The following is a 26,027-nucleotide window of genomic DNA, read 5'->3' as shown; positions in this document are numbered from 1 at the left end:
TGCCGTCTTTTTCATCAAGTTCGGTCTGCTGGTGCATGCATTGTTACGGCTGCAAACGCTGTCGTTGCCAATTGCCATCGGCGTCCAACTGATACAAAATGCGGTCGTGTAAGCGCGACCTGCGACCTTGCCAAAATTCTACAGTATCTGGAACAAGCTTGTAGCCGCCCCAATTTTTTGGACGCGGCGGATGCTCTCCAAACGTCTTTTCTGCCTCCGCAAAGTTGGCTTCAAGCACCGCCCGATTAGCAACGGGTTGGCTCTGTGCCGAGGCAATTGCGCCCAGACGGCTGCGCAGTGGACGGGTCGCAAAATAAGCATCGTTTTCGGCGTCCGAAATACGTTCGACTTTGCCCTCTATCCGCACTTCACGCTGCAATTCGACCCAATGAAACAGCAGCGCAGCGTAAGGATTCTGCGCCAGTTCTTCGCCTTTGCGGCTGGTGTAATTGGTGAACCAGGTAATGCCTGTGGCATCGAAATTTTTAATCAGAACAATGCGTGAAGAGGGGCGCCCGGCGGCATTGACGGTGGCCAGACTCATCGCGTTCGGCTCTGGTACTTCCGCGCTAATTGCCTCCTGCAGCCATTTGCCAAATTGTGCCATTGGATCGGCCAGCGTGTCCGCTTTGGAGAGACTAGCGTGGCTGTAATCGACCCGAAGACCGGAAATTAATAATGGACCGTCACCTGTGTCGATACTCATGCTGAAATTCCTCTGCGGCGTTGCATGGCCGAACCCAGTTGGGCCATTTGTTCTGCACTAAAAATACGTTTAGCCATCGGTGCAATCCAGGTTTCTTCTTTCTCCATATGCGCCAGATACAGGCTGGAAAATAGCGCCACATCTGGGCCGGAAAGAGCGGACGTATTGCCTGTTTGCAGAGACGTTAATTGCCCCTCCAGCTTATGCCAGAGCTGATCCATTTGTTGATGTTCGCTCATAATTTCTGGACCGAGGCGTTGCAGGACTTTGGCATCCTCGTCTTTGGCGGTCGCGGTCAGCATCGGAAATAAATCTTGTTCCTCATCTGCGTGATGATGCGGTGCAGCTTTGCTGAAATAACGCAGAACGCCTGCGACTGCTTGTTGCGCCTCGTCATCTGCGCCGTGTTCTGGCAAATGCGATTGTAACCGTTCCAGCGTCGCAAGTTGTTTGCGTATCCGCTCGTGGCAATGCTTGAGTACGGCAATCGGCTGACCGAAATCGGGGGCTGTATCGAAAAGGGGGTTACCCATAGTTATCCTGACTAAAAGTCTGCAATGAAAGTGTCTTTCGATCGAACTAATCGTATTAGACCACTACTATTGCGAACGCGTAAATGCTGTAGATCAAGTCCTGATGCCAGTAACCAACATTCCGCTATTGCAACTGAAATACGCCAGTAAGAATGTATAGGTAAAATAGCGATATTTAGGTGCATGCTTTAGCAAATTGTCGTCAACGCTTGATGTTTGCTAGCCGCGTTGTTGGAACAATGCTGCGAAAGTCGGCATAATTTGTACGCTCTCAGAATACGCCATTTTTATTGTTTAATAGTCATCTTTTATTGTTATTTAGTCAGAACTCATGTCCTCATCCGCAGCACCAGTTGAAATCCGCCCGATTACCGATGCCATCAGCGCGGAGGACATCGATTTTGATCGCCGTTTTGGCGGAATCGCCCGCCTGTACGGCGCAGCCGCGTTGGCGCGGTTCCGGTCAGCCAATGTCTGCGTAATCGGCGTGGGCGGAGTTGGCTCGTGGGCAGTTGAAGCGTTGGCGCGCAGCGCAGTCGGTCATTTGACGATGATAGACCTCGATAACTTGGCTGAATCCAACGTCAATCGCCAGATTCACGCGTTAACCGACACGCTGGGTCTGGCCAAAGTTACCGCGCTGGCGCAGCGCATCCATCAAATTAATCCGTATTGTAAAGTCACCGAAGTCGAAGATTTTATTACTGCCGATAATCTGGAAGAGATGTTGGGCGGTAATCGCTACGATTACGTTATCGACGCCATCGACAACGTGCGCGCAAAGACCGCCGTAATCGCCTATTGCCGCGACCATGGCATTCGTCTCGTCACGGTCGGCAGTGCGGGCGGACAAGTCGATCCAACCTGCATCGAAGTGCGCGATCTGGCGCGGACCGAGCAAGAACCATTGCTTGCCAAGGTGCGTAAATTACTGCGTTCGCAACACCGTTTTCCGCGTGGCGAAAAAAGTAAATTTGGCATCGATGCGGTATTTTCAACGGAGCCACTACGCATGCCAGTGACGGAAGAAGCTTGTGCGATAGACGGTCAGGAAACGACCTCGATCACCGGTCTGAATTGCGCCGGTTATGGTTCGGCGGTGGTGGTCACGGCGACCTTTGGTTTAGTCGCCGCTGCGCAAGTCTTGCGCAAGCTGGCTGCGGATGTTGAACAAAAATAATCGCCTTAAGATTGCGCTCTGAACCATAAAACATCCTGATATTGCGCCAGCTACCGAACCCGGAACCACATTGATGAATGCACTGCGCGCACCGACTGTTGATCCGCTGATGAAGCCGCTTATTGATATTTTTTATGAGCCTGCGGGACTGATTTGCGCCTACCATTTTGATGCGAGCGGACCGGCCACATTACTGAAATGGGGCGAGGTGCAAAAGCCCCGTTATCGTGCCCCCGCATTTACCTGGCTGCATGCCAAAAACGCGGACGCCAAAGTACGCGATTGGCTCAAAGATTTTGATGGCGTACCGGATCATGTGCGCCGGTTTTTGCTGACCAGCGACGCCCGGCCTTGCTTGCACGCTTCTGATGGCGGTATTTACGGCACCCTGGCCGATCTTAAGATGGGGCTAGCTGGCAACGATGCAGAAAAAGGCGTGCTGCATTATTTTTTCGACCGGCATCGCCTGATTACCATGCGCACCCAGCCGTTATGCTCGACCAATTTATTGCGGCAGGTGGTGGCGGAAGGGCGGATATTTACGAATCCGATGGAGTTATTTGCAGGCTTGTTGCATTGTCTTGCCGATGGCTTCTCCGAAAAAATAGAACATCTGGCTGAGCGTGTCGACGACATTGAAGAGTCAGTTTTATCCGATCGTCGCAGCGGCGACCGGATCGAGTTAAGCGCGATACGCCGACAACTGGCTGAGATGCGTCGCTACATCAATCCGGAGCGACATTTGTTGCTGCGGCTGACTAGTCAGAAACCGGCTTGGGCATCACTCGAAGCACTCAATCAGGTCACCCAATCGACCGACATTCTCAATAGTTTACACGCGACGCTAGAGGCGCTTTACGAGCGCGCCAAATTATTGCAGGAAGAAATTGCCTCGCAAATGTCGGAGCAAATGAACCGTAATTTAATGGCGCTTTCGGTATTAACCGCATTGTTAATGCCAGCCACGCTGGTCTCTGGCATCTTCGGCATGAACGTCGCGGGTCTGCCCGGCCTGCATGAGTCGACCTCATTCTGGTGGGTGATGGGGATTATGGTGATGCTAGGTCTGGCGACTTTATGGCTGCTCAAAAAGCTAAAAATGTGGTGATATTTTGGCTTGACATGCCGTTGGCAGCTCTTTAAAATTCGGCCCATTACGTTTATTGGAGTTCCGATCTTGGACAGTTGTTCTAGACCCCGTGGATGGGCAATCAGCCCGACATACTTCGCCCGCCACTAGCAGACCTCCCTCCGCTACAGCGTGCAAGTTGTGTTGATTTATTCAACCTTGTCGCGCTGTAGTAGCGTATTTCTGGTGATCCTCTCACCATTGCCTACTCCCATCCTTTTGATTGATTTTAGTTATCTGCCGACGCACAAAAATCGCGTGTATGCAGGACTAAACGTTGCTCATGCAATTGTGGTTTCGATTGCCGACACGTCGGTATCCATCGTCCTGCAATGCAGGGCAACTTCATGGTGAGATGTTGATATGGAATGGCAAATATTTTTAGTACGAATTTTACTGGCGCTCACATTGGGCGCGTTGATTGGCGCAGAACGTCAGATGCGTCAGCGTATGGCGGGTCTGCGCACCAATGCTTTGGTGGCGATAGGCGCGTCGTTATTTGTAATGGTGTCGGCGTTTGAAACCGATCCGCAAGGCGCGACCCGGATCGCTTCGTATGTCGTATCGGGCATCGGCTTTTTAGGCGCTGGCGTCATCATGCGCGAAGGGGCCAGCGTTCGTGGCCTGAATACAGCTGCAACGTTGTGGTGTTCAGCAGCAGTCGGTGTGCTGTGCGGCCTTGGGCATCCGTTGGAAGCTGCGATTGGCGCTGCGGCGATCTTGGGCACCAACGTTTTATTGCGCAGCGTGTCGCATCTGATCAATCGTCAAGACCTGCAAGGCGCTACTGAGGTTGAGCAGGTATATCGGTTGTCTATCGTCTGCCGTCCCGATGACGAAGTGCAAGTGCGCACCTTGATGTTGCATATGCTGAACGGCATGCCGCATCTGATTGTGCAATCGTTGCACAGCGAAGATCTGCCATCCGGAAGCCAGCTAGAAGTGCGCGCTGATGTCATCAGTTCACCCAGCAATCATTTGCAGCTTGAGCAAATCGTTAGTCGGGTGAGTCTGGAAAAAGGCGTTAGCGCAGCACGCTGGGCGGTGCTTAGCGAGGTTCAAATCTAAAGATATTGAGACGCAGATTTCTTGTCTTAAAACCCGCCAGCGAAGCGATAACGGCTGCCCGGATGCCACATCGTTGCGATGGATGCAACCTGTGACATCGACAGGGTTTTTCGCTTGAGCACCAGACACGGCTCTTTTGGCGTGATCTGCAACATCCCGGCAATTGCACGAGGCGCAGTTTGCGCCTCGATGCCGTAATTCATACCCTGCAACGGTGCCGCCGCCATCAGATATTCATTCGGCGTCATATGCGTAAAATCCTGCCGGATATAGTCCGGCACCACCTTTGGATTGACCCAGCGATCTTCGACTTGAATCGGGATGTCATTCTCGAAATGCACGATCACCGAATGGAATAGCGGCTCCCCGATCTCGACGGAAAATTGGTGCGCCAGCACATCGGACGCCTTCAGGCGTTCTAGTTGATGCAGTTCACTGCGATGGACGTGGCCGCGGGTCTGTACTTCTTCGGCGATACTTTTAATCTCCACCAGCGTAGATTGATATTTTTGCTGCGCAACATAGGTGCCAGAACCCTGGATACGACTCAAAATCTGTTCGCTAGTTAATTCGCGTACTGCCCGGTTAACCGTCATGCGCGAAACGTCGAATTGTTTTGCCAATACCTGCTCCGACGGGATAGCGTCGCCCTCGCGCCAACGACCGGCCTGAATCTCACCTAGCAGAAAATCTTTTATCGTCTGAAAAATAGGGACTTTTTTTTGCTTCTCTTGCTCTTCCAAGCTGCTCTCCAAATATCGCGCAAGCAGCCATTGTATTCTGAACGTTATCCAATTTCATCCGAATGTATCAAACCTATTCGGATCGCTTTAAGGGTGAAATCGGTAAACCCCAAACATCCTCGTTCTGAAAAGAACGAGGATGTTTAGCAGAGAAGATTGAATCTTCCGATTCCGCTTATTTGGCAGCAGCGACGGCGTCGATCTCAACTTCGTCGCTGATCTTCATATCATGCTTAATCCATGCGCTTACAGAGGTGTGTTTTGGTGCCCAACCCAACTCTTTACGGGCGCGATTAGCGGAAACCCGGCTGTTGGAGCCGAACGAATACACGGCATGACCGAAGCCCCATTCTTTAATAGCCTCTTCCACCGGCCAGCTTTGCGGTGCGCCCAAGTGCATGCGCTCGGCAATTGCGGCAGTGATGTCGGCATACGAAGACTCGCCGTTTTCGACATAAAAGAATGATCCGGCCGGGGCTTTTTTAACCGCCAGCAAATACAGTTCGACTACATCTTCAATATGAACGTTGGACCAAATATTCAGGCCTTTGCCGACAAAACGGGCGATACCGCTTTTTTGCGCCTGAGCGACTAAAGGCGGAATCTGCACGCTGTATGGATTCAGCCCCAGTCCATTGCCATAAATCATGGTATTGCACAGGATGACTGAGCGCACGCCGCGTTGCGCGGCATCGATAATCAACTGGTCCAAAGCAGCCCGTTTGGCTTTTTCCGGCGCTGGGGTGTACACCGTATTTTCATCAAAAATGGTCTCCGACGCCCATTCGCCGCGGGCGTCGTCGCCAACCACGCTAGAACCGCTAGTGTGAATAAATACTTTGCCCGATCCTGCCAATGCGTTAAGTAATGCCTCGACCGCAGGGAGATTATCCGAGCTGGCGGCGTTGATAACCGCGTCCGCGCGCTGTGCTTCTGCCGTCAGAATAGCGACGTCTTCCAGCGTGCCAAGGACTGGCTCGATACCCAGCGTAAGAAGGCGGGCGGCTTGCGCTTCCGTCCGTACCAGACCACGTACTTTATAGCCCTCTGCAACAAAGCGTGCAGCAACCGAGCCGCCGATAAAGCCAGTCGCGCCTGTGATAAATACATTCATCTTGTTTCCTGTCATTAGTGTGTGAGTAGCGCATCCTGCGCCGTCGTCATTGTTTTTGCCATCTCGCCGCGAATGGTCTGTCTTGCATAACGGCAAGGATAAAACGCGGATAAAAAGTTAATCCGATAGCCCCGATAGCCAACACTATGCACCCTTAATTTGTTAAGAAAAATAGCTGTAATAACAAATCAATTGTGATTCTGAGTCAACAATGCGTTGCCATGACGGGATATGAAGTCTGAAGAAAGAAACGCTGCCACGACAGGATCTGCCGGGCAGGTTTTATGATGGTTTCAGCAGGGCGCTTGAACCAAAGAATGAAGACGGAAAAGCTAGCATCGCGTGTCGCTTATTCGATACCGATCATTCGTCGTTACGCATTTGTGCCTGAGAAATATTACTATTCGGTGGCACGCTTTGCGTCAGCCAGACATTGCCGCCGATGGTTGAACCGCGACCGATTGTAATGCGTCCCAGCACTGTGGCTCCCGCATAGATGATGACGTCATCTTCGACTATCGGATGGCGTGCATTACCTTTGATTAATACGCCATCGTCATCGGTCGGAAAGCGTTTAGCGCCCAACGTAACGGCTTGATAAAGTCTGACATGCTGGCCGATGATGGCGGTTTCGCCGATGACCACGCCGGTGCCATGATCGATGAAAAAACTACCGCCAATTTTTGCCGCCGGATGAATGTCAATGCCCGTCAATGAGTGCGCAATATCCGAAATCATCCGCGCCAGAAACGGCGCACCTAAACGATACAGCGTATGCGCCAGTCGATAGTAAATAATTGCCATCACGCCGGGATAACACAGCAGCACTTCGGACACACTGGTCGCCGCCGGATCGCCCTGAAAAGCAGCCTGTAAATCGCTGACCAACACACCGCGAATGGCAGGCAATTCAGCACTGAAATCATGGGTAATCCGGATCGCCTTTTGATTCAGATCCGCATCCGATAATGTCTCTTGATCGGCACTGAACAGCAAGCCGCGCCGGACCTGACTTACCAATACATTCAAGGTGGTATTGAGCGTATTACCAACGAAATAATCGATGCTTTCATCGGTCAGATTCGGGCGACCATAATGCGTGGGGAAAAGCACCGATGATAGCCCATCTAATACCTGCACCAAGGCTTCCCGCGAAGGCAATTCGCGAATACGGCCCTGATGCCGAATCTTGTGCGTTACCTCGCGGGAACTGCGCAATGCTTGAATAACGTCATCAAGCTGCCATTGCGGTTGCGTCGCGTCTAGGGAATGAAACACTGTTGTATCCATATACGTTGACCGTTCTAAAAGAGGAAATGGCATTTAACGCTTGATGTTAAATAATGTGAGATACAAGCGCTAAACCGCCATCAAAAAACACAAAAAAAAATGCCGGGCAGAACTGTTAACCGACAATCATAAAGACGTTGCAGTCATATCACGAATGCATTATTTCATATGACCCGATTCGGCGTTGAATCAGCCTTTAAATTGGTTGATCCGGAAGTGAACCGATAGCACTTTTATAAGGTCAAATCTTGTATTGCTCACCATCAGGAGATCGTCATGAAACGCTTCACTCTTATGCTGACACTGGCAGCGATGCTATCTATTGGGCTCGGTGGTTGCGTTGCGGTGCCTTATGGCGATGGCGATCGACATGGTCGTGGCGATTGGCATGACCATGATCATGATCATGATAGAGGTGGCTATGACGATCATCGTTATTAAGCGCTCATATATTATGCCGAAGTAATTGCGTCAGCGTCATTATGTGGCGGGACTGCGTGGCGTGACTGCGCTGTGTGATGCGCCAGCGATATGTTTGCTTGGACGGTCGGGCTATCAGAAAAGGGCGTCTTTAAAGACCCCTTTTTTGTGTTTATTAACGCTGCATCTTGCTGCATCTGGTGTCGACTAAACGATTTCAGTCTGGCTAAATAGCCAGTCCCGAAACGCCTTGATTTTTCTGCTGTTCGCCCGCGCCGCCCGATAACACACAAAATGCATTTCCCGTATCATCGGGCGAAATGTCGTTTTGCCGAGTTGCACCAATTCCCCATCGGCAAGCTCTTGCTTCGCCAGTCGCGTACTTTCCAGCGCGACGCCCAGGCCATTCAATGCCGCAGAGATTGCCAGCGAGCCGCGATCAAACGATAACCGCGATCTTTCCGGCAATTTGATGCCGTGCAAATCGAACCAGTTTTGCCATGTCACCGGGCTAAGCTGCGAATCGATCAGGGTGAAATTAGCCATCTGATTGAGGTCGATCCCGGTATTTCCCTTGAGCAGTTTGGGCGAGCACAGCGGCGCAATTACTTCTGTTCCAAGCGGCTCAATGGTCACGCCCGAACGCTCTTTGGCAGCGCCATACGCAATCGCGATATCAATCTCTTCGTGCTGAATTAAATCAATCGGATCTGCGCTAGACGACATCCGAATCGTAATCAACGGATGTTGCTGCATGAAATGCGGCAAATGCGGCCCCAGCCATTTTGAGGCGAAGCTTGGGGTGCAATGGACGGCAAGGGATTCAGTCTCTTCAGGCAGACTTAAATCTGCACAAGACGACTCAATCAAATCAAACGCCCGCGATAAACCGGCCAATAACTGACGGCCATCTGGCGTCAATTCAACGCGCCGGGTCAGTCTTTCAAATAACGGTTTTCCAAAGTAGATTTCAAGTCCCCGAATTTGATGACTGACTGCCGAGGGCGTCAAATGCAAATCCTGCGCCGCGAGCGCAAAACTTCCCTGCCGGGCGGCAGACTCAAAAGCGCGTAGGGAGGAAAAGCTGGGAAGTTTTCGCATGGTTATAGGTGAATTGGATTCATCATTAGTGAAAAGGAAACGTTTGTCAAGGCGCTTCCGACGCCCGATCATCAACCTCACCATCCTAACAACGAATTGGATCGGCGCCCGGGCAAATGCCACCGCGGCGTCTGGTGCAGGCCCGGCACGCTCTATGCCGCCAATGCGCTTTGGTCAATCAAAAAAATGCAGTGTTAACAGGAGAAAATTATGTCGGAAGTCATGGATCGTATATCGCTGTATCAGCCTAAACAAAAAGGCCTCAAATTTCCCGTCATGCCAACCTTTGCTAATCATGCAGAAGAACGCAAGCATCGCAAAGAGCGGCTAGTCGCTTCGTGCCGTGCGTTTGCGCTGCACAACTTGGATTATGGTTTTGCCGGTCATCTCACCGTACGCGATCCGGAGTTTCCAAGTCTGTATTGGACCAATCCGATGGCGGTCCATTTCTCGCAAGTAAAGGTATCGAATCTGATTCTTGCGGATCATAAAGGTGAAGTGATTGAAGGCGATTATGCCTTGAATCGTGCTGGCTTTGTATTGCATTCAGCTGTGCATGAATTACATCCCGACATCATCGCGATGTGTCATGCGCATACGATCTACGGCACTGCATGGGCTTCCACCGGCCGATTGCTAGACCCGATTACGCAAGATGCAGCGGTATTTTTTGAAGACCATATCGTCATCAATGACGAAGCTGGCGCGGTCGCAGTGGAAGAGGGCGCGGGCTATTCGGTCGCCGGTCAATTCAAAAACGTCAAAGCCGTGATCCATCAAAATCATGGCCTGATGACCGTTAGTCGTCACAGTATCGAAGACGCGGCTTTCTGGTTTATCGCACTGGAACGGGTTTGCCAACAGCAATTGTTAGTCGAAGCCAGCGGCATCAAACCAACCCTCGTCACGCCCGACCGCGCCCGTTATAGCCGCGAACATGTCGGCAGCCCTTTCATCGGCTGGCTGCATTTTCAACCGATTTATGAACAACTTCTGGCGACCCAGCCAGACATGTTTGATTGATCGATTTCAACCATCGCATTACCGCCTCAATCAGGGCTACGCAAGTAGCTCTGCGTCATTGCCTTACGTAATTTGCTTTAAATACTGAACAAAAATATTTGCTACTACCTGGGCTGCTCCCGGCAGACCCAGGTCGATAATCAAAAAAATCAGGAGACAGCAAAATGTATAACCCAGCAATTGGTGTAGTCGAAGTACGCGCGGAAGAATCACAGACCTACGCCAAGGTCATGTGGCGACTTCTTCCCTTTCTTTTCTTATGCTACGTTTGCGCTTATCTGGACCGCGTCAACGTCGGTTTTGCCAAGTTGCAGATGATGAACGATCTCAACTTGAGCGAGGCCGTTTATGGCCTTGGCGCAGGCATGTTTTTCGTCGGCTATTTATTGTTTGAAGTACCCAGCAATCTGATCATGCAGAAAGTCGGCGCACGACGCTGGATTGCCCGCATTATGGTGACGTGGGGCGTGATTTCAGCGGCCATGATGTTCGTCACCACACCGACCAGTTTCTACTTCATGCGGTTTCTGCTCGGGGTTGCCGAAGCTGGTTTTATCCCCGCGATTTTGCTTTATTTGACGTACTGGTTTCCAGCATCGCGCTGCGGTAAAGTCACGGCGCTTTTCATGACAGGTATTCCGATGTCGGGCGTTATCGGTGGTCCTTTATCGGGCTGGATATTGCACACGATGAGCGGTGCGCATGGACTGGCAGGCTGGCAATGGCTGTTCATTTTGGAAGGCATCCCGACCGTCATAATGGGCGTGATGGCATGGTTTTATCTGGATGATCGGGTTGCCGATGCCAAATGGCTGACACCTGCAGAACGCGCCATGCTGGAAAAAAATCTGGAAGCAGATAAGCACGGCAAAAAACTCCATTCAATGCGCGATGGTTTTATCAATCCTAAAGTCTGGTTGCTGAGTTTTATCTATCTGTTTTTTACGATGGGGCTGTATGGCGTCAGTTTCTGGTTACCAACGATCGTTAAAGCCAGCGGCGTTTCTGACGCACTCGATATCGGCTTGCTGACCGCGATTCCATACGCTGCAGCGACGATCGCAATGATCATGGTTGGTCGTAGTTCCGACATGCGCGGCGAGCGTCGCTGGCATCTTGCTATTGCCGGTTTTGTCGGAGCAGTCGGTCTGGTATTTAGCGTGCTGTATGCGCAAAATACAGCGGTGGCGATGGTCGCACTGACATTTGCAACGATGGGCATCATGACGACTATTTCGCAGTTTTGGACCTTGCCGCCAACCATCCTCGGCGGCGCTGCGGCGGCAACGGGGATTGCGCTGGCTAACTCGATTGGCAGTGTTTCCGGGCTGATCAGCCCCTATCTATTGGGCTGGGTCAAGACCGTGACTTCTAGTACCAACGACGGTGTGTTGGTACTGGCAGCTAGTCTGGTCATTGGTGGCGTTCTAGTGTTCACAATCCCGGCAAAACTGGTTAATCGCTAGTCATCAATCGCTGATGAATTGAACGGTGCGTGGCGGATCGTCGCGCACCGTTGAACCCAATAATTTTCATTTACGTAAGGATCAATATGAACGTGTTTTACGACAAAGATGCCGACCTTTCTCTGGTCACAAATAAAAAAGTTACGATTATCGGCTACGGTTCGCAAGGTCACGCACATGCGTTGAACCTAAGCGAAAGCGGCGTCAAAGTGACCGTCGGTCTGCGCAAGGGCGGCGCATCCTGGCACAAGGCAGAAAATGCAGGCCTTGCGGTCAAGTCAGTGGCCGATGCTGTAAAAGACGCTGACATCGTGATGCTGTTGCTGCCGGATGAAAATATTGCTGACGTCTATAAAAATGAAGTGCATGATCACATTAAAGCCGGTGCCGCAATTGGCTTTGCGCACGGCTTTAATATTCATTACGGTCAGGTAGTTCCACGTGCCGATCTGGATGTCATCATGATCGCGCCAAAAGCACCGGGCCATACCGTACGCAGCACGTACAAAGAAGGCGGCGGCGTGCCGCATCTGATCGCGGTTGCGCAGGATAAATCGGGCATCGCACGGGACATCGCGCTGGCCTATGCAGTAGCAAATGGCGGCGGTCGCGCCGGAATCATCGAAACTGATTTTCGTGAAGAAACCGAAACCGATCTTTTCGGTGAGCAAGCCGTGCTGTGCGGCGGCGCGGTTGAATTGATCAAATGCGGTTTTGAGACCTTGGTTGAAGCCGGATATGCGCCCGAAATGGCCTATTTTGAATGCCTGCATGAACTGAAACTGATCGTCGATCTTATTTATGAAGGCGGCATCGCCAACATGAACTACAGCATCTCGAATAACGCAGAATATGGCGAATATGTCAGCGGCCCGCGGGTGGTGACTTCGGCGACAAAAATCGCCATGAAAGAGATATTGAAAGATATCCAGACTGGCGAATACGCGAAGAGTTTTCTACTCGAAAATCGCGCCGGTGCCGCGACCCTGTTATCACGCCGACGCCTGACCACCGAACATCAGATCGAGCAAGTCGGTGAAAAGTTGCGGGCGATGATGCCTTGGATTGCGCAGAACCAGCTGGTCGATCGCTCTAAAAACTAAGCAGAAATGCGTGTTGGATCTTTAAAGTAGAGATCCAGTCACAAAAGATGACAAAGATCGCGCAGCGTTATGGCTGTCAGCGCGCTTTGTCATTTTTGCGTTGTCATTTACTTCTGCGTAAAAAGTATTCACTATACGGAACGCATTTTGTTGAAAAATGCACCGAAAAAATGAAAACAGCATCCCCGATAGTCTGGCTACCGCAGTCAATGCGGCTATAGGAGGATGCGGAGGAGCGTAATTTGGCTATGAATTTGCATCAATTACGATGTTTCCACGCAGTCGCCCTCCATGGCAGCTTCACGGCGGCTGCGCGTGCGTTGTTTGTTGGGCAGCCGAGTATCACCACACACGTGAAGGCGCTAGAACAGCGATTCGGAGTCGAATTGTTTTCACGTCATGGACACATTGTGGCGTTGACCGATACCGGACAACGCTTGTTAACCATTACCAACCGCATTTTCTCGCTGGAAACCGAGGCCGAAGAAACGCTGCGCGCCGCCGGTGGCCTGCTAGAAGGAAAAGTCAGAGTTTCAGCCTTTGATCCAGTGCAAGTCACGCAAATGGTCGTCGCCTTCGGTCAGCGCTATCCAGAAGTGCAAGTCTCGGTGACGTTCGGAAACTCCGGCGAATTGAGCGACAGCCTGCTGGAATTACAGGCCGATATTGCCGTCTTGCCACGTCTGGGTGATAAACGCTTCTTTTCTGTCCCGTATCGCCGCGCCAAGATCGCCCTGCTAGTCGGTGCCAGTCATCCGTGGTTTGAACGCAGCGATATTCGCGTTGAAGAACTGGAAGGTCAGCGGATCGTGACGCGAGAAAGCGGCTCAATGCAGCAAAAAGTTTTCGATGACTATTTGGCTGAGCGCGGCGTCAGCGTGCGACGAGTATTGGAAATTGATAGTCAGGATGCGATACGCGAGGCGATTGCAGCGGGAGTCGGTGTCGGCATTGCGCTGGATGCAATCTACCCTGATGGGCGGCTGCGCATTTTGAATATTGTGGATGCGCCGATGTTTATCGACATGGAGTTGGCGTGTCTGGCTGAGCGAAAAGAGGCGCCAGTGATTAAGGCATTTTTTGAAGTGGTTAAAGACTTGCTGGATGCGAGCAATTTAAAAAACTAAAACGGGTAGCACACCGTGGATGCTTTATTGGCATATCCAATAAAGCATCCACAACGCACCACCCGGATTAAATAACATCAACCAACACCAACACTATTCCGCCTATTTCTTGGCAGATTGCTCCAGCGCCTCAAATCCCTCCATCACAAACTGCGTCCGCACATCGCCTTTCATGTGATCGCTTTCCGTCAATATCTGTACAATTTTTCTGGTGATTGATCGCCGTTGGGCAATTTCTTCTTCGATGGTGGCTGCTTCGGCGACTTCCAGCACGTTGCCGCTGCAATAGCTGTTCGGCGCGCCTTTTACCGTTTGTAGCCAGTCGTAAAAATTCTCTGCACTGGCTTTAGGATTCGATCCGCGCACGGCGTCGCGCAACAGTTTGCGGAACAAGAAAACACCGGCATCAAATTTGGTCGGATTTTCTAACGCATGGACTGCGATGGGGCGTTGACTGATGATGGCTTCGTAATCCCCCGGCGCTTGCTGCGCATCTTTATAGCAATCGCGTTCACGATGGTTTGGCGGGATCGGCGGGAAGTCTTCCAACTTATATTTGCCGAACCGTTCTGGCCGCCGCATCGCAACTTGGCCTTCCAGAAAATCGATGGTTTCGTAGCCGACCATTTCTTCATCGCCGATACCGCGTGTATCGATATTCGGACCCATCACGCGCCATCCGATCATCTTGCTATTTTCATCGTCAACAGGAACAGTCCACCGCACGATGTGAAAGCGGCTGAAAAGTTTTTTGGCAGCGCCGTCTTCCGAGGTGTACGCGTGCAGACTCAGATTGGGTAATGCCTGATGTTGTACGCGGATAAAAAGGCGATCTTTGTTGACGCGACGTGCGCCAGCGCATGCCAGGCCACGGCCTTCATGGATCGGAATAAATTGCATGTCCGGGGCGACTTCCATCGATGCCGCGCCCACTTCGTTGAACGTGGTGCCTTGATAATTTTCGTCAACGACATTGGCTGAATTATGCAGCGCTGTCGGATGATAATTGTCGGCTGCATTGTCTTGTACTTGCAGCCAGTTGCAATGCTGAAAATTGCTGTACGGGACTAATTTATCGGTGGCATGAACGGTGAAATTGGACTCCCATTCTGGGAACGGCGGTTCTTTTTCTGGCGATCCCATGTAGGCAAAAACCAGACCGTGGCGTTCGAATGCTTTGTACGCGCCTTGCTGGATCGAGCAGGCAAATTTCTCAGCTTCTTTTTCTTCGCCTTTTGGATACGGAACATGCAAGCAAGTGCCGTCAACGTCGAACACCATGCCGTGATAACAGCAGCGGATACCGTGTTCTTGAATCGCGCCGTATTCGAGTGATGCGCCGCGATGAACGCAATGTGCATGCAGTACGCCGATGGCACCGCTTTTATCGCGGAATGCCACCAATTCTTCATTGAGAATTTTGATAAATTTTGGCGTATCGCCCAGTTCAATCGACATACATACGGGATGCCAGAAAGAGCGCATATATTCGCCCATCGGCGTTCCCGGACCGGTCTCGGTCAACTCTGGGTCATGCCCTGGCGTTTTGCTGGTGTAATAGCCGCCATAGGGGATTAACTTCTTCACTTTTGACGATTCTGCCAGCTTTGCGTTATCAACTTTGGTATCCATCTTGTCTCCTCAAACAACCGTTATTCGGTGGGCTTATCTATTCCTGTCGACAAACATACGTGTTGACGCCAGCTATGTCGAATTCAATTTTGCGATGAATCTCATTGGTAAATCCGAATTGCCATCGGCTTTGTCGCCATGGCGACGTTATCTGTTATCCAGATAGGATTCATGGGTTAATCCCATTGGACGCATTGGCAGTGCCGATTTAGGATTTGGCATAGGTTGGGGTGCAGTGAATGCTGCATCGCAATAGCCAGGACTGACGCAAAATCCTCCCAGCAAGGCGTGCTGACGAAGACAGTACGCCAAGTACGGGTAGGAAAACACAACGCCGCTGGGGCGATTTTGCGTAAGTCCTCATAATAAAAATTCTGAGACTAAGGCACACATGGAAGACCATCAATCGCAAGCGGGTTTGCAATCGCGTTCAGCCCCAACGCCAATGTCGCTTTTAGTACGCCAAATCAGGTTTGAGGCAGTCGGCATCAATTCTTTTGAGCTGGTCCATCCGACGGGTGAGGCATTGCCCGCAGTGACCGCTGGTGCGCACATCGACATGCATCTGGCTGGCGGCGTCATCCGCCAATATTCCCTGTGCAACAATCCGGGCGAGCGGCATCGCTATGTTATTGCCGTCTTGCGGGAAGAGGTCGGGCGCGGTGGTTCGCGCTTGATGCATGAGAGTCTGCGGGTGCAAGATGTGGTGTCGGTTAGTCAGCCACGGAATAACTTTTCTCTCATCAGCGATGCAAAAAAACATATTTTGTTGGCAGGCGGGATAGGCGTGACGCCGTTAAAAGCTATGGCGCATTATCTTGAAAGTACGGGCGAGGATTACGAACTACATTATTGTGCGAAGGGTCAGGAGCACGCTGCATTTCGCGAAGAATTTGCCGCGCAGGTTGAAAAAGGGCGCGTTATATTTCATTTCGATGGCGGTAATCCGCGCGACGGTTTGGATATCGTCGCGCTGTTGGCGGCGCACGTTGAAGGGACGCATGTGTACTATTGCGGACCGGGCGGATTTATGGCCGCGTGTGCAAAAGCAGCGCAGCATTGGCCACGCGGGACTGTCCATTTTGAGCACTTCAAAGCGCCTGATCCCGTTAAGTCTGAGGTTGTTTCTGTTGATGCAATTTCTGATGCAACTTCTGATGCAGCATCAGAAGTTGCGGGAGGATTTTCGGTCCAGATCGCTAGTACTGGCGCGTTAATCGCGATTCCCGACGATAAAAGTATCGTCGAGGCGTTGGCCGATAGCGGCGTGGTGATCGAGACTTCCTGCCAATCCGGTTTATGTGGCACTTGCAAGCTACGCTATCTGTCCGGCGAGGTGGATCATCGCGATTTTATTCTCTCGGATGACGAGCATCTGGAATATTTAACCGCCTGTGTTTCACGTCCAAAAAGTAAGTTGCTGGTGCTGGATTTATAGCCGCATCAATCGTAATTCACAGCATCGTCATTTTCAATAGCAGCCCGATCACAGCGCAGGCGGCGATGACGTGAATCACATTACGCTTAAACCGGAAGAGGGCGATGGCGGCAGCTAATGCGATGCAGGCGGAGACCCAATCAAATCGTCCGCTCAGGCCCGTCGGCCAGAGAACGTGATAGCCAAAGAAGACCGCCAGATTCAGGATTACGCCCACGACGGCAGCGGTGATCGCCGTCAATGGCGCGGTAAATTTCAGATCGCCATGCGTTGATTCGATCAGCGGACCGCCCGCCAGAATAAATAAAAACGATGGCAGAAAGGTGAACCACGTGACTAACATCGCGGCCATGGCACCGGCAAGAAACAAGCTATCCGGCCCAAACACCGCTTTCACATAACCACCCACAAAGCCGACAAAAGCCACCACCATAATGAGCGGCCCCGGCGTGGTTTCGCCTAGCGCCAGACCATCGATCATTTGCGTCGGTGTCAGCCAGCCATAGTGCGCGACGGCACCCTGATAAACGTAGGGTAGTACAGCATAAGCGCCGCCGAATGTCAGCAATGCCGCCTTGGTAAAAAACCAGCCCATTTGCGTGAAAGTATGATTCCAGCCGTAAATCGCCGTTAATAAGCCCATCGGAATGGTCCACAATAGCGCGCCCATAATCACTATTTGGAATAGGCGAAACCAACTAAATTGTGCATGTTCAGGCGTTGGTGTGTCGTCATCGATATAGGCGGGCCCGGACGAATGATGCACGCTGGCATGACCGCCGCCGACTTTGAATTTATCTGGCGCAATGCGTCCCCCGATAGCGCCAATGAGCGCCGCCGTCACGATAATGGCGGGGAAAGGTACGTTTACCGCAAAGATAGCCACGAATGAGGCCGCCGCAATGCACCAGAGTGCATTATTTTTCAGTGCCCGTGAACCGATGCGGTGGGTTGCCTGCACCACGATGGCGGCAACCGCAGGTTTAATCCCGTAAAACAAACCTGCCACTACCGGCAAATCCCCAAAAGCGATGTACAACCACGACAACAGAATCAAAATCAACAGCGACGGCAGGACGAACAGCACGCCAGCGACGATGCCGCCCCATGCGCGATGCATCAGCCAGCCGATGTAAATGGCAAGTTGCTGCGCTTCGGGGCCGGGCAAGACCATGCAGTAATTTAGTGCGTGCAGGAAACGTCGCTCGGAAATCCAGCGCCGATTTTCTACCAACTCGTGATGCATGATTGATATCTGTCCGGCAGGGCCGCCGAAACTGATAAAGCCAAGTTTCAGCCAGAACAGGAAGGCGTCCCAAAAGCGGATAGGAGGGAGTTGGGTCGCGATAGATTCTTCTACGCGTGTTTGGGCATCCGTCATCGAACGATTATTCCTTTTAAGGGAGGCAAGCAGGTCTTTGCAGCGCGACCGAGCGTCGTAAAAAGTTGAATTGTGTATGATTTGCCATCATAGTCCCGGTGTCAATATGTTGGAACGTTTTGTGTTCAATTTTGACTAAACGTCACTTAAGCCATTTGCCGACACATTTCCCCCCCCCCGCTTAGCCAGGTAGTGAAAATCCACGATCAGGTCGAGATCGTCGGCGTACTAATACTCTTCGCCTTGCATTCCATGTCATGTTAGGATTTGCCGTTGGCCTATCGGTAACAGATATTTGCAAAGCCCACGTTCTGGAATAAGTTGCCATTTGTTGTTCCAGCCGTTCTTCTTATATTTTTTGAGATTGCCTGCCCATGATAAATCGCCGTACTTTTTTGCATTCCGCCGCAGCCACTGCGACGCTTCTTTCTCTCGGTGTGCCGCTTGAAGCGCTTGCCGATAACCGCGTTAAACTCGGTAAAGCCTCCGCCTTTTCTTTTGAAGCGTTGATCGCGCAAGCACAGGCGCAGGCGCAAAAACCGTATCAGGCACAGCCTACTGCACCGCGTGAAATACTAGAGAAAATCGATTACGAAGCGCACGGAAAAATTAAATTTAATACAGATTACGCCTTGTTTGCGGATGGCCCGGGGCAGTTTCCGGTAACGTTTTTCCATCTCGGACGCTTTTTCCAGACGCCGGTGCACATGCATCTGATCGAGGGTAGCGGTGCCAAAGAAAAAGCCCGTGAAATCGTCTACGACGAAAGTTATTTCGATATGCCGATTGATAGCCCTGCGCGTAAATTGCCCAAGGGTAGTGGCTTTTCCGGATTCCGTTTTCAGGAAAGTCGGATTGGCGATCAGGAGAAACTCGATTGGCATAAAAACGACTGGGTTGCGTTTCTCGGTGCGTCCTATTTCCGCGCAATCGGCGATCTTTATCAATATGGTTTATCGGCGCGCGGGATCGCCCTCGATGTTGCACAGGGCGATCAGCCCGAGGAATTTCCTAGTTTCACGCATTTTTACTTCACTGTTCCAGACGACAATAGTGCAACCGTTGTCATCTACGCGTTGCTGGACGGTCCGAGTATTTGCGGTGCCTATAAGTTCGTCATGCAGCGCGCTGAGGGCGTGACGATGGAAATCGAGACAGCGTTATTTTTGCGACGGGATATTGGGCGCTTCGGGATCGCGCCGGTCACGTCGATGTATTGGTTTTCAGAGTCGGTCAAAGCCACCGGCGCAGACTGGCGGCCAGAGGTGCATGATTCCGACGGCCTGGCATTGTGGAGCGGTGCCGGAGAACATATTTGGCGGCCGTTGAATAACCCGGCGCAAACTACTGCATCGGCATTTGGCGACACCAGTCCGCGCGGGTTTGGCCTGTTGCAGCGCGACCGCAATTTTGACCATTATCAGGATGGTGTGCGCTATGAACGTCGGCCTAGTTTGTGGGTAGAGCCGATGGAAGGGTGGGGCGAAGGCGCAGTGCAATTGATCGAAATTCCGACCGATGATGAGATCCACGATAACGTCGTCGCCATGTGGGTACCACGCGCTAAAGCCGTCGCTGGCAGCAGTTATCGTCTGCGTTATCGCTTGTATTGGCAAAAGGACGAACCCTTCCCAAGTACGCTGGCCAGATGCGTTGCTACACGGCTTGGCAACGGCGGTATTCCGGGGCAACCGCGACCACAAAATGTACGCAAATTCATGGTCGAATTCTTAGGCGCACCGCTCGAAAAATTAGCCTTTGGCGAATTGCCGGAAGCCGTGTTGACGTCATCGCGTGGTGAGTTTTCTTATATCTTTACTGAGGCCGTTCCGGATGGCGTCGCCGGTCATTGGCGCGCCCAGTTCGATTTTAAAGTTGAGGGCACTGCGCCAGTTGATTTGCGTTTGTATCTGCGGCATAAAGATGAAACGCTGTCGGAGACATGGCTGTTTCAGTATCAACCGTTTAAAACGCGCACGGTGTATGGCAGTTGATATAAGAACGCTGAAATAGGGCAATCGGCGCTTGGACTGCAAGCGCCGATTGCGTTCAGACATCTTCGCTTGTTCGCGTGAATTAGCCTGATTTTAAGGCTAACCGTGAAATTTCATTGCGACAAATAATCCACAATACATCAACATTCGATCACGTTCACGGCAAGGCCGCCGCGTGATGTTTCTTTGTATTTGGTTTTCATATCGGCACCGGTATCGCGCATCGTCTTGATGACATTGTCGAGCGAAACAATGTGTCTGCCATCCCCGCGCAACGCCATTCTTGACGCATTGATCGCCTTGACCGAACCCATCGCATTCCGCTCTATACAGGGCACTTGGACCAGTCCGCCAATCGGATCGCAAGTCAGGCCCAGATTGTGTTCCATGCCGATTTCTGCGGCATTTTCTACTTGCGCCGGTGTGCCGCCCATAACTTCTGCCAATGCGCCAGCGGCCATCGAGCAGGCCACACCAACCTCGCCCTGACAGCCCACTTCAGCGCCAGAAATCGAGGCATTTTCTTTATACAAAATACCGATCGCGGCTGCGGTCAGTAAAAATCGGACTACCCCATCCTCATTCGCCGTCGGCACAAAGCGGGTGTAGTAATGCAATACCGCAGGAATAATTCCGGCAGCGCCGTTGGTCGGTGCTGTCACGACACGGCCACCTGTAGCATTTTCTTCATTGACCGCTAACGCGTACAGGTTGACCCAATCAAGCGTCGTCAACGGATCGCGCAGACTAGTTTCCGGCTGCGCTGCAAGCGTGCGATACCACTCGGCGGCACGGCGACGGACTTGCATCGGGCCGGGAAGCGTACCTTCTTGCGCGCAGCCGCGTTTGACGCAATTCTGCATCACTTGCCAGATATTCAGCAATCCGCTGCGGATTTGTTCTTCGGAGCGCCAGACTTTCTCGTTTTCCAGCATCAACTGGCTGACCGAGAGTTGATTCGCTTGGCATAAGGCCAGCAGCTCGTCACCGCTGTGAAATGGATACGGTAATGTGGTGGTATCTGATACGAGGCGATCCTGACCAGCCGCATTTTCATTCACAACAAAGCCACCGCCGACCGAGTAATAAACCTTGTTGGCGATTTCGGCATTGTCGCTATCGAAAGCCGTAAACCGCATACCGTTCGGGTGATACGGCAAAGTCCGCTGGCGGTACATTAATAGATGTTCTTTCTCTATAAATGCGACCTGCTTTTGTCCTATTAAATTGATCGTTGCAGTGCTGCGGATATGCGCCAATTTGTCGGCAATGGTGTCGATATCGACCAGATCCGGGCTTTCACCCAGCAGGCCTAGCAAGACTGCTTTGTCGCTGCCATGGCCTTTACCAGTCGCGCCTAGCGAGCCGTACAATTCGGCTTTGACTGCGTGCGTACGATCCAGCAAACCATTTTCTTTCAAGCCGTTGACAAATAACTGCGCCGCCCGCATCGGTCCGACTGTGTGCGAACTCGACGGACCGATGCCGATCTTAAATAATTCAAATACGCTAACGGCCATATTATTTGCCTTCCGCTTTCTCTTCTCTTAAAGAGAAAAGAATAAAGGTTAAAGGAGGTACTTATCTGGCACATGAAAGGGCCGTAGAACTGACTGGCCTGTGCACGGATGCGATGGATGACAGCAATTATTGCTGTCATCCCGGATGGCGATAGAGCGTTGCTTTATGCCGTAGTGTTGCCCAGCGTCGTGTGTATCAGCTCGACCCAGTACTTAGCACCGATTGCCAACGCATCGTCATTGAAATCGTAATGCGGGTTGTGCAACGGCACCGATGTATCCCGGTCCACACCCAGCCAGATATACGCGCCGGGTTTGAAATTCAACATGAACGCAAAATCTTCCGAAGCCATCGATGGAACACAATCCCATTCGACGTTCTCTTCGCTGACGGTCGCCGTGGCCGCCAGAATCGCGATGTCAGTTTCTGCAACGGTATTAATGGTCGCCGGGTACGCGTAATTGTAGGAAACGGTCGCTGTCGCGCCGTGGGCCTTGGCAGTGCCTTCGCCCAGCTCGACCAGCAGTTCATGGATACGTTTTTGCGTCGCCATTGAAAAGCAGCGCACTGTGCCTCTGATGACGGTTGTATCTGGCAAGACATTCCAAGCCTCTCCACCGTGTATTTGCGTGACGCTGACCACAGCCGTTTCTTGCGGTGGCAGACGACGGCTGACGATGGTTTGCAGCGCCAACACCAGATGACTGGCGCAGACTAGCGAGTCGATAGATTTCTCTGGCATCGCTGCATGGCCGCCTTGGCCTTGCACCAGAATTTCGAAGGTGTCGAAGGACGCCATCATCGGACCGTGATTGATCGCAAAGCGTCCTAGCGGCAGCCCCGGCCAGTTATGCATGCCGAATATCATGTCGCACGGGAAGCGCTCAAACAGGCCATCTTCGACCATTGCACGGCCACCGCCAGCGGCTTCTTCTGCCGGTTGAAAGATAAAATTGATCGTACCCTGCCATCCGGTATCCTGACTTAATGCGACCGCTGCGCCAAGTAGCATGGCGGTATGGCCGTCATGGCCGCACGCGTGCATCTTGCCGTCATGTTGGGATTTATGCGCGAACGCATTTTTTTCCAGCAGCGGCAGCGCATCCATATCGGCACGCAAACCAATTTTAGGCCCATCTCCTCTTGTCAACGTGCCCACGACACCGGTACGGCCGACACCTTCATGCACCGTAATACCGTTTGCGCGCAGGACCGATGCGACGAGCTTGGCGGTTGATACTTCTTCGAACGCCATTTCTGGGCATGCGTGTAATGTATGGCGCCAATTGGTCATCTCGGCGATCAGGTTTTTATCAATAGACATTGTTTACCTTTCTGACGTGTATCTGGGCGGCGCTTGGCCGCAAGACTAATTTTCTGGCGTTTTTTGCATGGCGTGACAGCAGCCATCCGCGCTGAATGTCGATAGGCAATCAAGCGCGTTGAGTATCCTTATTGCTTCTTAGGCTTCCCGGCATCGCTACGTGTAGCGATGCCGGTTATCACAAAAAGAAATGCGGGAATGGTGGTGAATTAGAAGGACGGTTTAATGTTTGAAAAACTGCGCAATGATGGTTGCACCGAGGAACGTTCCGGCATTTGCTGCAAACGACACAACGACGATTCTCCATCCCAGACGGCGGAATGCGGGAATATCCTTGGCAATCGACAGGCCAGCAAAGGTCAACATTGGTGTGATCAGCGCCAGGAAATTGATCTTCGCGGTCAGGGCGCTGATCTGTTCGGCCCATGGGCATATCGGTGAGGTCAACGCCATTGCGATCAACGATACCCAGCATACTGCAGGGATTTTTTTGCCGGTTGCGTGGTTCAGCAACACACCGATCAGTACCGCGACCAGCATGATTGCCATACCTGGAATCGACTCAAGCGGATTACTACCGCGTGCGATCCAGTCGCCAATCATTGCCAGACCAGCCGACAACACCCATGCGCAGACTATGCCGATCGGACCCAGGGCAGCGCTGTGATCGGCTGACTTTTCCACTTTCGCTTCTTCAGGCGGCGTCGACGAAGATGATTTTCTGCCCAGAATCGGTTCTAAAACGCGATAACCCCAGACCGCCATCGGCAACGAAATAAACAGCGTGAAGTAAGTGCCGATAGTCGTTGTAATGAGATTGCTGGCTGCGGCAAATGTCATCACTTGTTTAGCGATTTCCGGTGTCTGTTGCGCAGCGATTGCACCCGAAGCGGCGGCCATCATGCTGCCCGAGCCAACGCCGGAACCCATCGCCAGAGCGATTGGATCGAAAATATTGAGACTAGCGATAAAGCCCGCCAGAATTGCAATGAACACAGCGCCGAACACGGTGCCGGTCAAGTATTCTGCCAGTACGCCGCGTCCTTCAGGCGAATCCATACCGTATTTCTCGCCAATGATGGCAAGGCTGGGTTCGCGTCCTACAGAAAACGTTGCGCCGATGGCTTCGCGTTTGATTCCCAACAGCAGCGCTAACGGCAAGCCGAACATAATCGTGCCGACGAAATGGCCGAATTCCTGAAATACCAGTGCCCATCCTGAGGCAACAATCTGAGGTAATGAAGAACCGACTAATAAGCCAAGTTTTGCAACGAAAAGAAGTAATGCCGGTTGCAGAATCATCGCTGCATTGAATTGCATGCTGGTTTCGATACGCAAGGGTGCCGGAAGGCGATTTTTCGCCAGACCAAGCGCAGCGCCGATCAACAGTGCCCAGATCATGGGCAACAGCACAATCTTGCCGGGCCCTATGTTGAAGGTAAAGGAGCCAATCAGTTCGGCAATCGTGATGATGATCGCCGCGAAAATATATAGCTTTGCAAAGCGAAAACCGTCATTGCCGTCTAGTGTTTTATAGTTACTTATTGTTTTGGTGCTGCTCATCTTATCTCCCCTTTTTTACCGCAAAAGAATGCATCAGTCCGGCTGTGCGAAGGCGATCATGCATCCATTCCGATCTATAATCAATATCACTGGATAACAATATCTGTTCTAATTTTTAGAACATGAAAGTCGACGATATGTACGAAACAGTCAATGAAGCGCGGATTATCTATTTGTTCGAATCGATACAGCGCGGCACCATGCGGGCCGCAGCGGACGCGTTGGGTATCGCACCTTCTGCAGTGAGTCGGCAAATCGCATTGCTGGAACAGGAATTGGCGATCCCGCTGATTGAGCGGCATACACGTGGCGTCAAGCCGACCGAGGCCGGCAGGCTTTTGCTGGAATATTTTCGCGAGCAGCGCTCTCATCAGGACGATCTTCTTTCCCAATTGCAGGAGTTAAGAGGCCTGCGCAGAGGTACGGTTCGGATTGCATTGGGAGAGGGCTTTGTTTCCGATTTGATGGCGGGGCCGTTGACCAAACTCGGCGCGAATTACAGCGATATTTCGATCGTCCTTGACGTGGCGGGAACCAACGAAGTCATGCGCAGAGTCTGCGAAGATGAGGCGGAAATTGGCCTGATCATGAATCCTCCGCCAGATTCCAAGATCGTCTCGCGCAAGATCAGCAAGCAGCCGATATTGGCAATTGTGGGACCAGATTTTCCGTTGTTAGGCAAAAAAGGGCCGCTCAAGATCGCTGATTTTCTGTCGTATCCGCTAGCCCTCAATCATCCGACATTTGGCTTGCGGCAGATCCTGCAGCTGGTTGAGCAAACCGAAAAAATCAGACTAACACCGCATCTGACGACAAATTCGTTCTACATATTGCGGCAGTACGTAAAGCTGCAACTCGGCGTGACTTTCCTGCCAGCCTTCGTGGTCCGAAGCGAGCTTGAAGCAGGGGAGTTGTTTGCCATTCCAATCCAGCAACCCATTCTGCAAAATGCGGAAGCGCATCTCATCACACGCACCGGCCGCAAACTCTCTATTGGCGCTAACAAGATGCTGCAATACATGGCATCTGGCATGTCGTCATTACAATAAAAGTGATCGCCGTGCAGCAGCGCGCATTGGCGAAACGCGTTATGGCTGAAACGTCGGAATACGCCCTAACGCGGACCCTTCTCCCCATCTGCGGGAAACTCGACGCAATGCAACATTTGGTT

Annotated in this window: 22 protein-coding genes; 11 read left to right on the top strand and 11 right to left on the bottom strand. The window is 51.9% G+C overall.

All coding sequences use genetic code 11. The annotated features are described in order from the left end of the window. Nucleotides 1-43: 43 nt before the first annotated feature. Nucleotides 44-706 carry a pyridoxamine 5'-phosphate oxidase gene (gene pdxH / locus C7W93_RS15615; RefSeq protein WP_108441171.1) on the bottom strand — a complete coding sequence of 221 codons (663 nt, stop codon included), beginning with the start codon at nucleotides 704-706 and terminating at the stop codon, nucleotides 44-46. Beyond that, the gene (locus tag C7W93_RS15610; RefSeq protein WP_108441169.1) at nucleotides 703-1,239 is read right to left on the bottom strand and encodes a hemerythrin domain-containing protein; all 537 of its coding nucleotides are present in this window, start codon (nucleotides 1,237-1,239) and stop codon (nucleotides 703-705) included. Before C7W93_RS15610 ends, pdxH begins: the two co-directional genes overlap by 4 nt. Before the next feature lie 331 nt (nucleotides 1,240-1,570). Here C7W93_RS15610 and tcdA point away from each other — a divergent pair, with 331 nt between their 5' ends. The 3 genes from tcdA to C7W93_RS15595 all read left to right on the top strand — a co-directional run bounded on the left by tcdA (nucleotide 1,571) and on the right by C7W93_RS15595 (nucleotide 4,616). Further along, on the top strand, nucleotides 1,571-2,419 hold the full coding sequence (tcdA, locus tag C7W93_RS15605) for a tRNA cyclic N6-threonylcarbamoyladenosine(37) synthase TcdA (RefSeq protein WP_201747271.1): 849 nt from the start codon (nucleotides 1,571-1,573) through the stop codon (nucleotides 2,417-2,419). 73 nt (nucleotides 2,420-2,492) lie between these two features. Continuing rightward, nucleotides 2,493-3,527: a transporter gene (locus C7W93_RS15600; RefSeq protein ID WP_225869903.1), complete on the top strand. Its 1,035-nt coding sequence runs from the start codon at nucleotides 2,493-2,495 to the stop codon at nucleotides 3,525-3,527. Between the two features lie 384 nt (nucleotides 3,528-3,911). Continuing rightward, nucleotides 3,912-4,616: an MgtC/SapB family protein gene (locus C7W93_RS15595; RefSeq protein ID WP_108441167.1), complete on the top strand. Its 705-nt coding sequence runs from the start codon at nucleotides 3,912-3,914 to the stop codon at nucleotides 4,614-4,616. Between the two features lie 26 nt (nucleotides 4,617-4,642). On the opposite strand, the gene hutC is transcribed toward C7W93_RS15595, so the two are convergent. The 3 genes from hutC to epsC form a co-directional block, all read right to left on the bottom strand. Continuing rightward, nucleotides 4,643-5,359 (bottom strand): histidine utilization repressor, encoded by a 717-nt coding sequence (gene hutC, locus C7W93_RS15590; protein WP_108441166.1) that lies wholly within the window; start codon nucleotides 5,357-5,359, stop codon nucleotides 4,643-4,645. A gap of 175 nt (nucleotides 5,360-5,534) precedes the next feature. Continuing rightward, nucleotides 5,535-6,473 carry an NAD-dependent epimerase/dehydratase family protein gene (locus tag C7W93_RS15585; RefSeq protein ID WP_108441165.1) on the bottom strand — a complete coding sequence of 313 codons (939 nt, stop codon included), beginning with the start codon at nucleotides 6,471-6,473 and terminating at the stop codon, nucleotides 5,535-5,537. Nucleotides 6,474-6,836: 363 nt separating this feature from the next. Beyond that, nucleotides 6,837-7,751, bottom strand: a complete 915-nt coding sequence (gene epsC / locus C7W93_RS15580; RefSeq protein ID WP_225869902.1) for a serine O-acetyltransferase EpsC — start codon at nucleotides 7,749-7,751, stop codon at nucleotides 6,837-6,839. Nucleotides 7,752-8,039: 288 nt separating this feature from the next. Between epsC and C7W93_RS24665 the strand changes: the two genes are divergently transcribed. After that, nucleotides 8,040-8,204: a hypothetical protein gene (locus tag C7W93_RS24665; RefSeq protein ID WP_161539952.1), complete on the top strand. Its 165-nt coding sequence runs from the start codon at nucleotides 8,040-8,042 to the stop codon at nucleotides 8,202-8,204. Between the two features lie 186 nt (nucleotides 8,205-8,390). Here the strand turns inward: C7W93_RS24665 and C7W93_RS15575 are convergent, their stop codons facing one another. Continuing rightward, nucleotides 8,391-9,284: a LysR substrate-binding domain-containing protein gene (locus C7W93_RS15575; RefSeq protein ID WP_108441161.1), complete on the bottom strand. Its 894-nt coding sequence runs from the start codon at nucleotides 9,282-9,284 to the stop codon at nucleotides 8,391-8,393. A gap of 210 nt (nucleotides 9,285-9,494) precedes the next feature. On the opposite strand from C7W93_RS15575, the gene C7W93_RS15570 reads away from it, so the two are divergent. From C7W93_RS15570 to C7W93_RS15555, 4 genes are all read left to right on the top strand, one after another. Beyond that, entirely contained in the window at nucleotides 9,495-10,307 is an 813-nt protein-coding gene (locus C7W93_RS15570; protein ID WP_108441159.1) for a class II aldolase/adducin family protein, read from the top strand. Between the two features lie 164 nt (nucleotides 10,308-10,471). After that, nucleotides 10,472-11,773 carry an MFS transporter gene (locus C7W93_RS15565; RefSeq protein ID WP_108441157.1) on the top strand — a complete coding sequence of 434 codons (1,302 nt, stop codon included), beginning with the start codon at nucleotides 10,472-10,474 and terminating at the stop codon, nucleotides 11,771-11,773. An 86-nt stretch (nucleotides 11,774-11,859) separates the two neighbouring features. Continuing rightward, a complete protein-coding gene (gene ilvC / locus C7W93_RS15560) occupies nucleotides 11,860-12,876 on the top strand; it encodes a ketol-acid reductoisomerase (RefSeq protein WP_108441155.1) in 1,017 nt (338 codons plus the stop codon). A gap of 248 nt (nucleotides 12,877-13,124) precedes the next feature. Next, the gene (locus C7W93_RS15555) at nucleotides 13,125-14,003 is read left to right on the top strand and encodes a LysR substrate-binding domain-containing protein (protein WP_108441154.1); all 879 of its coding nucleotides are present in this window, start codon (nucleotides 13,125-13,127) and stop codon (nucleotides 14,001-14,003) included. 102 nt (nucleotides 14,004-14,105) lie between these two features. Here the strand turns inward: C7W93_RS15555 and C7W93_RS15550 are convergent, their stop codons facing one another. Further along, nucleotides 14,106-15,635: a Rieske 2Fe-2S domain-containing protein gene (locus C7W93_RS15550; protein WP_108441152.1), complete on the bottom strand. Its 1,530-nt coding sequence runs from the start codon at nucleotides 15,633-15,635 to the stop codon at nucleotides 14,106-14,108. Between the two features lie 391 nt (nucleotides 15,636-16,026). On the opposite strand from C7W93_RS15550, the gene C7W93_RS15545 reads away from it, so the two are divergent. After that, on the top strand, nucleotides 16,027-17,073 hold the full coding sequence (locus C7W93_RS15545) for a PDR/VanB family oxidoreductase (RefSeq protein ID WP_108441150.1): 1,047 nt from the start codon (nucleotides 16,027-16,029) through the stop codon (nucleotides 17,071-17,073). A 16-nt stretch (nucleotides 17,074-17,089) separates the two neighbouring features. Here C7W93_RS15545 and chrA read toward each other — a convergent pair whose 3' ends face one another. Continuing rightward, complete coding sequence (gene chrA / locus C7W93_RS15540; protein ID WP_108441148.1) at nucleotides 17,090-18,454, bottom strand: chromate efflux transporter; 1,365 nt, start codon at nucleotides 18,452-18,454, stop codon at nucleotides 17,090-17,092. 374 nt (nucleotides 18,455-18,828) lie between these two features. Between chrA and C7W93_RS15535 the strand changes: the two genes are divergently transcribed. Beyond that, a complete protein-coding gene (locus C7W93_RS15535) occupies nucleotides 18,829-20,448 on the top strand; it encodes a glucan biosynthesis protein (protein WP_108441147.1) in 1,620 nt (539 codons plus the stop codon). A gap of 140 nt (nucleotides 20,449-20,588) precedes the next feature. Here the strand turns inward: C7W93_RS15535 and C7W93_RS15530 are convergent, their stop codons facing one another. The 3 genes from C7W93_RS15530 to C7W93_RS15520 form a co-directional block, all read right to left on the bottom strand. Continuing rightward, nucleotides 20,589-21,968, bottom strand: coding sequence for an L-serine ammonia-lyase (locus C7W93_RS15530; protein ID WP_108441145.1), 1,380 nt, complete (start codon nucleotides 21,966-21,968; stop codon nucleotides 20,589-20,591). Nucleotides 21,969-22,132: 164 nt separating this feature from the next. Then, nucleotides 22,133-23,293 carry a M20 aminoacylase family protein gene (locus C7W93_RS15525; RefSeq protein ID WP_108441143.1) on the bottom strand — a complete coding sequence of 387 codons (1,161 nt, stop codon included), beginning with the start codon at nucleotides 23,291-23,293 and terminating at the stop codon, nucleotides 22,133-22,135. Nucleotides 23,294-23,515: 222 nt separating this feature from the next. Further along, nucleotides 23,516-24,856: a DUF3100 domain-containing protein gene (locus C7W93_RS15520; protein WP_108441141.1), complete on the bottom strand. Its 1,341-nt coding sequence runs from the start codon at nucleotides 24,854-24,856 to the stop codon at nucleotides 23,516-23,518. A 137-nt stretch (nucleotides 24,857-24,993) separates the two neighbouring features. Between C7W93_RS15520 and C7W93_RS15515 the strand changes: the two genes are divergently transcribed. Beyond that, entirely contained in the window at nucleotides 24,994-25,905 is a 912-nt protein-coding gene (locus C7W93_RS15515) for a LysR family transcriptional regulator (RefSeq protein WP_108442148.1), read from the top strand. The last annotated feature ends 122 nt before the right edge of the window (nucleotides 25,906-26,027 follow it).

Source organism: Glaciimonas sp. PCH181 (assembly GCF_003056055.1).
GTDB lineage: Bacteria > Pseudomonadota > Gammaproteobacteria > Burkholderiales > Burkholderiaceae_D > Glaciimonas.
Note: the sequence above shows the minus strand (reverse complement) of the source record. Positions and strands in the feature narration are given on the sequence as shown.

Excerpts from the sequence above, each read along its gene's own strand:
- C7W93_RS15600 (WP_225869903.1), top strand. The coding sequence starts at position 2,493 with ATGAATGCACTGCGCGCACCGACTGTTGATCCGCTGATGAAGCCGCTT.
- C7W93_RS15515 (WP_108442148.1), top strand. The coding sequence starts at position 24,994 with ATGTACGAAACAGTCAATGAAGCGCGGATTATCTATTTGTTCGAATCG.
- C7W93_RS15535 (WP_108441147.1), top strand. The coding sequence starts at position 18,829 with ATGATAAATCGCCGTACTTTTTTGCATTCCGCCGCAGCCACTGCGACG.
- C7W93_RS15595 (WP_108441167.1), top strand. The coding sequence starts at position 3,912 with ATGGAATGGCAAATATTTTTAGTACGAATTTTACTGGCGCTCACATTG.
- ilvC (WP_108441155.1), top strand. The coding sequence starts at position 11,860 with ATGAACGTGTTTTACGACAAAGATGCCGACCTTTCTCTGGTCACAAAT.
- C7W93_RS15570 (WP_108441159.1), top strand. The coding sequence starts at position 9,495 with ATGTCGGAAGTCATGGATCGTATATCGCTGTATCAGCCTAAACAAAAA.
- C7W93_RS24665 (WP_161539952.1), top strand. The coding sequence starts at position 8,040 with ATGAAACGCTTCACTCTTATGCTGACACTGGCAGCGATGCTATCTATT.
- tcdA (WP_201747271.1), top strand. The coding sequence starts at position 1,571 with ATGTCCTCATCCGCAGCACCAGTTGAAATCCGCCCGATTACCGATGCC.
- C7W93_RS15610 (WP_108441169.1), bottom strand. The coding sequence starts at position 1,239 with ATGGGTAACCCCCTTTTCGATACAGCCCCCGATTTCGGTCAGCCGATT.
- C7W93_RS15520 (WP_108441141.1), bottom strand. The coding sequence starts at position 24,856 with ATGAGCAGCACCAAAACAATAAGTAACTATAAAACACTAGACGGCAAT.
- C7W93_RS15550 (WP_108441152.1), bottom strand. The coding sequence starts at position 15,635 with ATGGATACCAAAGTTGATAACGCAAAGCTGGCAGAATCGTCAAAAGTG.
- C7W93_RS15575 (WP_108441161.1), bottom strand. The coding sequence starts at position 9,284 with ATGCGAAAACTTCCCAGCTTTTCCTCCCTACGCGCTTTTGAGTCTGCC.
- C7W93_RS15555 (WP_108441154.1), top strand. The coding sequence starts at position 13,125 with ATGAATTTGCATCAATTACGATGTTTCCACGCAGTCGCCCTCCATGGC.
- C7W93_RS15565 (WP_108441157.1), top strand. The coding sequence starts at position 10,472 with ATGTATAACCCAGCAATTGGTGTAGTCGAAGTACGCGCGGAAGAATCA.
- C7W93_RS15585 (WP_108441165.1), bottom strand. The coding sequence starts at position 6,473 with ATGAATGTATTTATCACAGGCGCGACTGGCTTTATCGGCGGCTCGGTT.
- pdxH (WP_108441171.1), bottom strand. The coding sequence starts at position 706 with ATGAGTATCGACACAGGTGACGGTCCATTATTAATTTCCGGTCTTCGG.
- C7W93_RS15545 (WP_108441150.1), top strand. The coding sequence starts at position 16,027 with ATGGAAGACCATCAATCGCAAGCGGGTTTGCAATCGCGTTCAGCCCCA.
- C7W93_RS15530 (WP_108441145.1), bottom strand. The coding sequence starts at position 21,968 with ATGGCCGTTAGCGTATTTGAATTATTTAAGATCGGCATCGGTCCGTCG.
- C7W93_RS15525 (WP_108441143.1), bottom strand. The coding sequence starts at position 23,293 with ATGTCTATTGATAAAAACCTGATCGCCGAGATGACCAATTGGCGCCAT.
- chrA (WP_108441148.1), bottom strand. The coding sequence starts at position 18,454 with ATGACGGATGCCCAAACACGCGTAGAAGAATCTATCGCGACCCAACTC.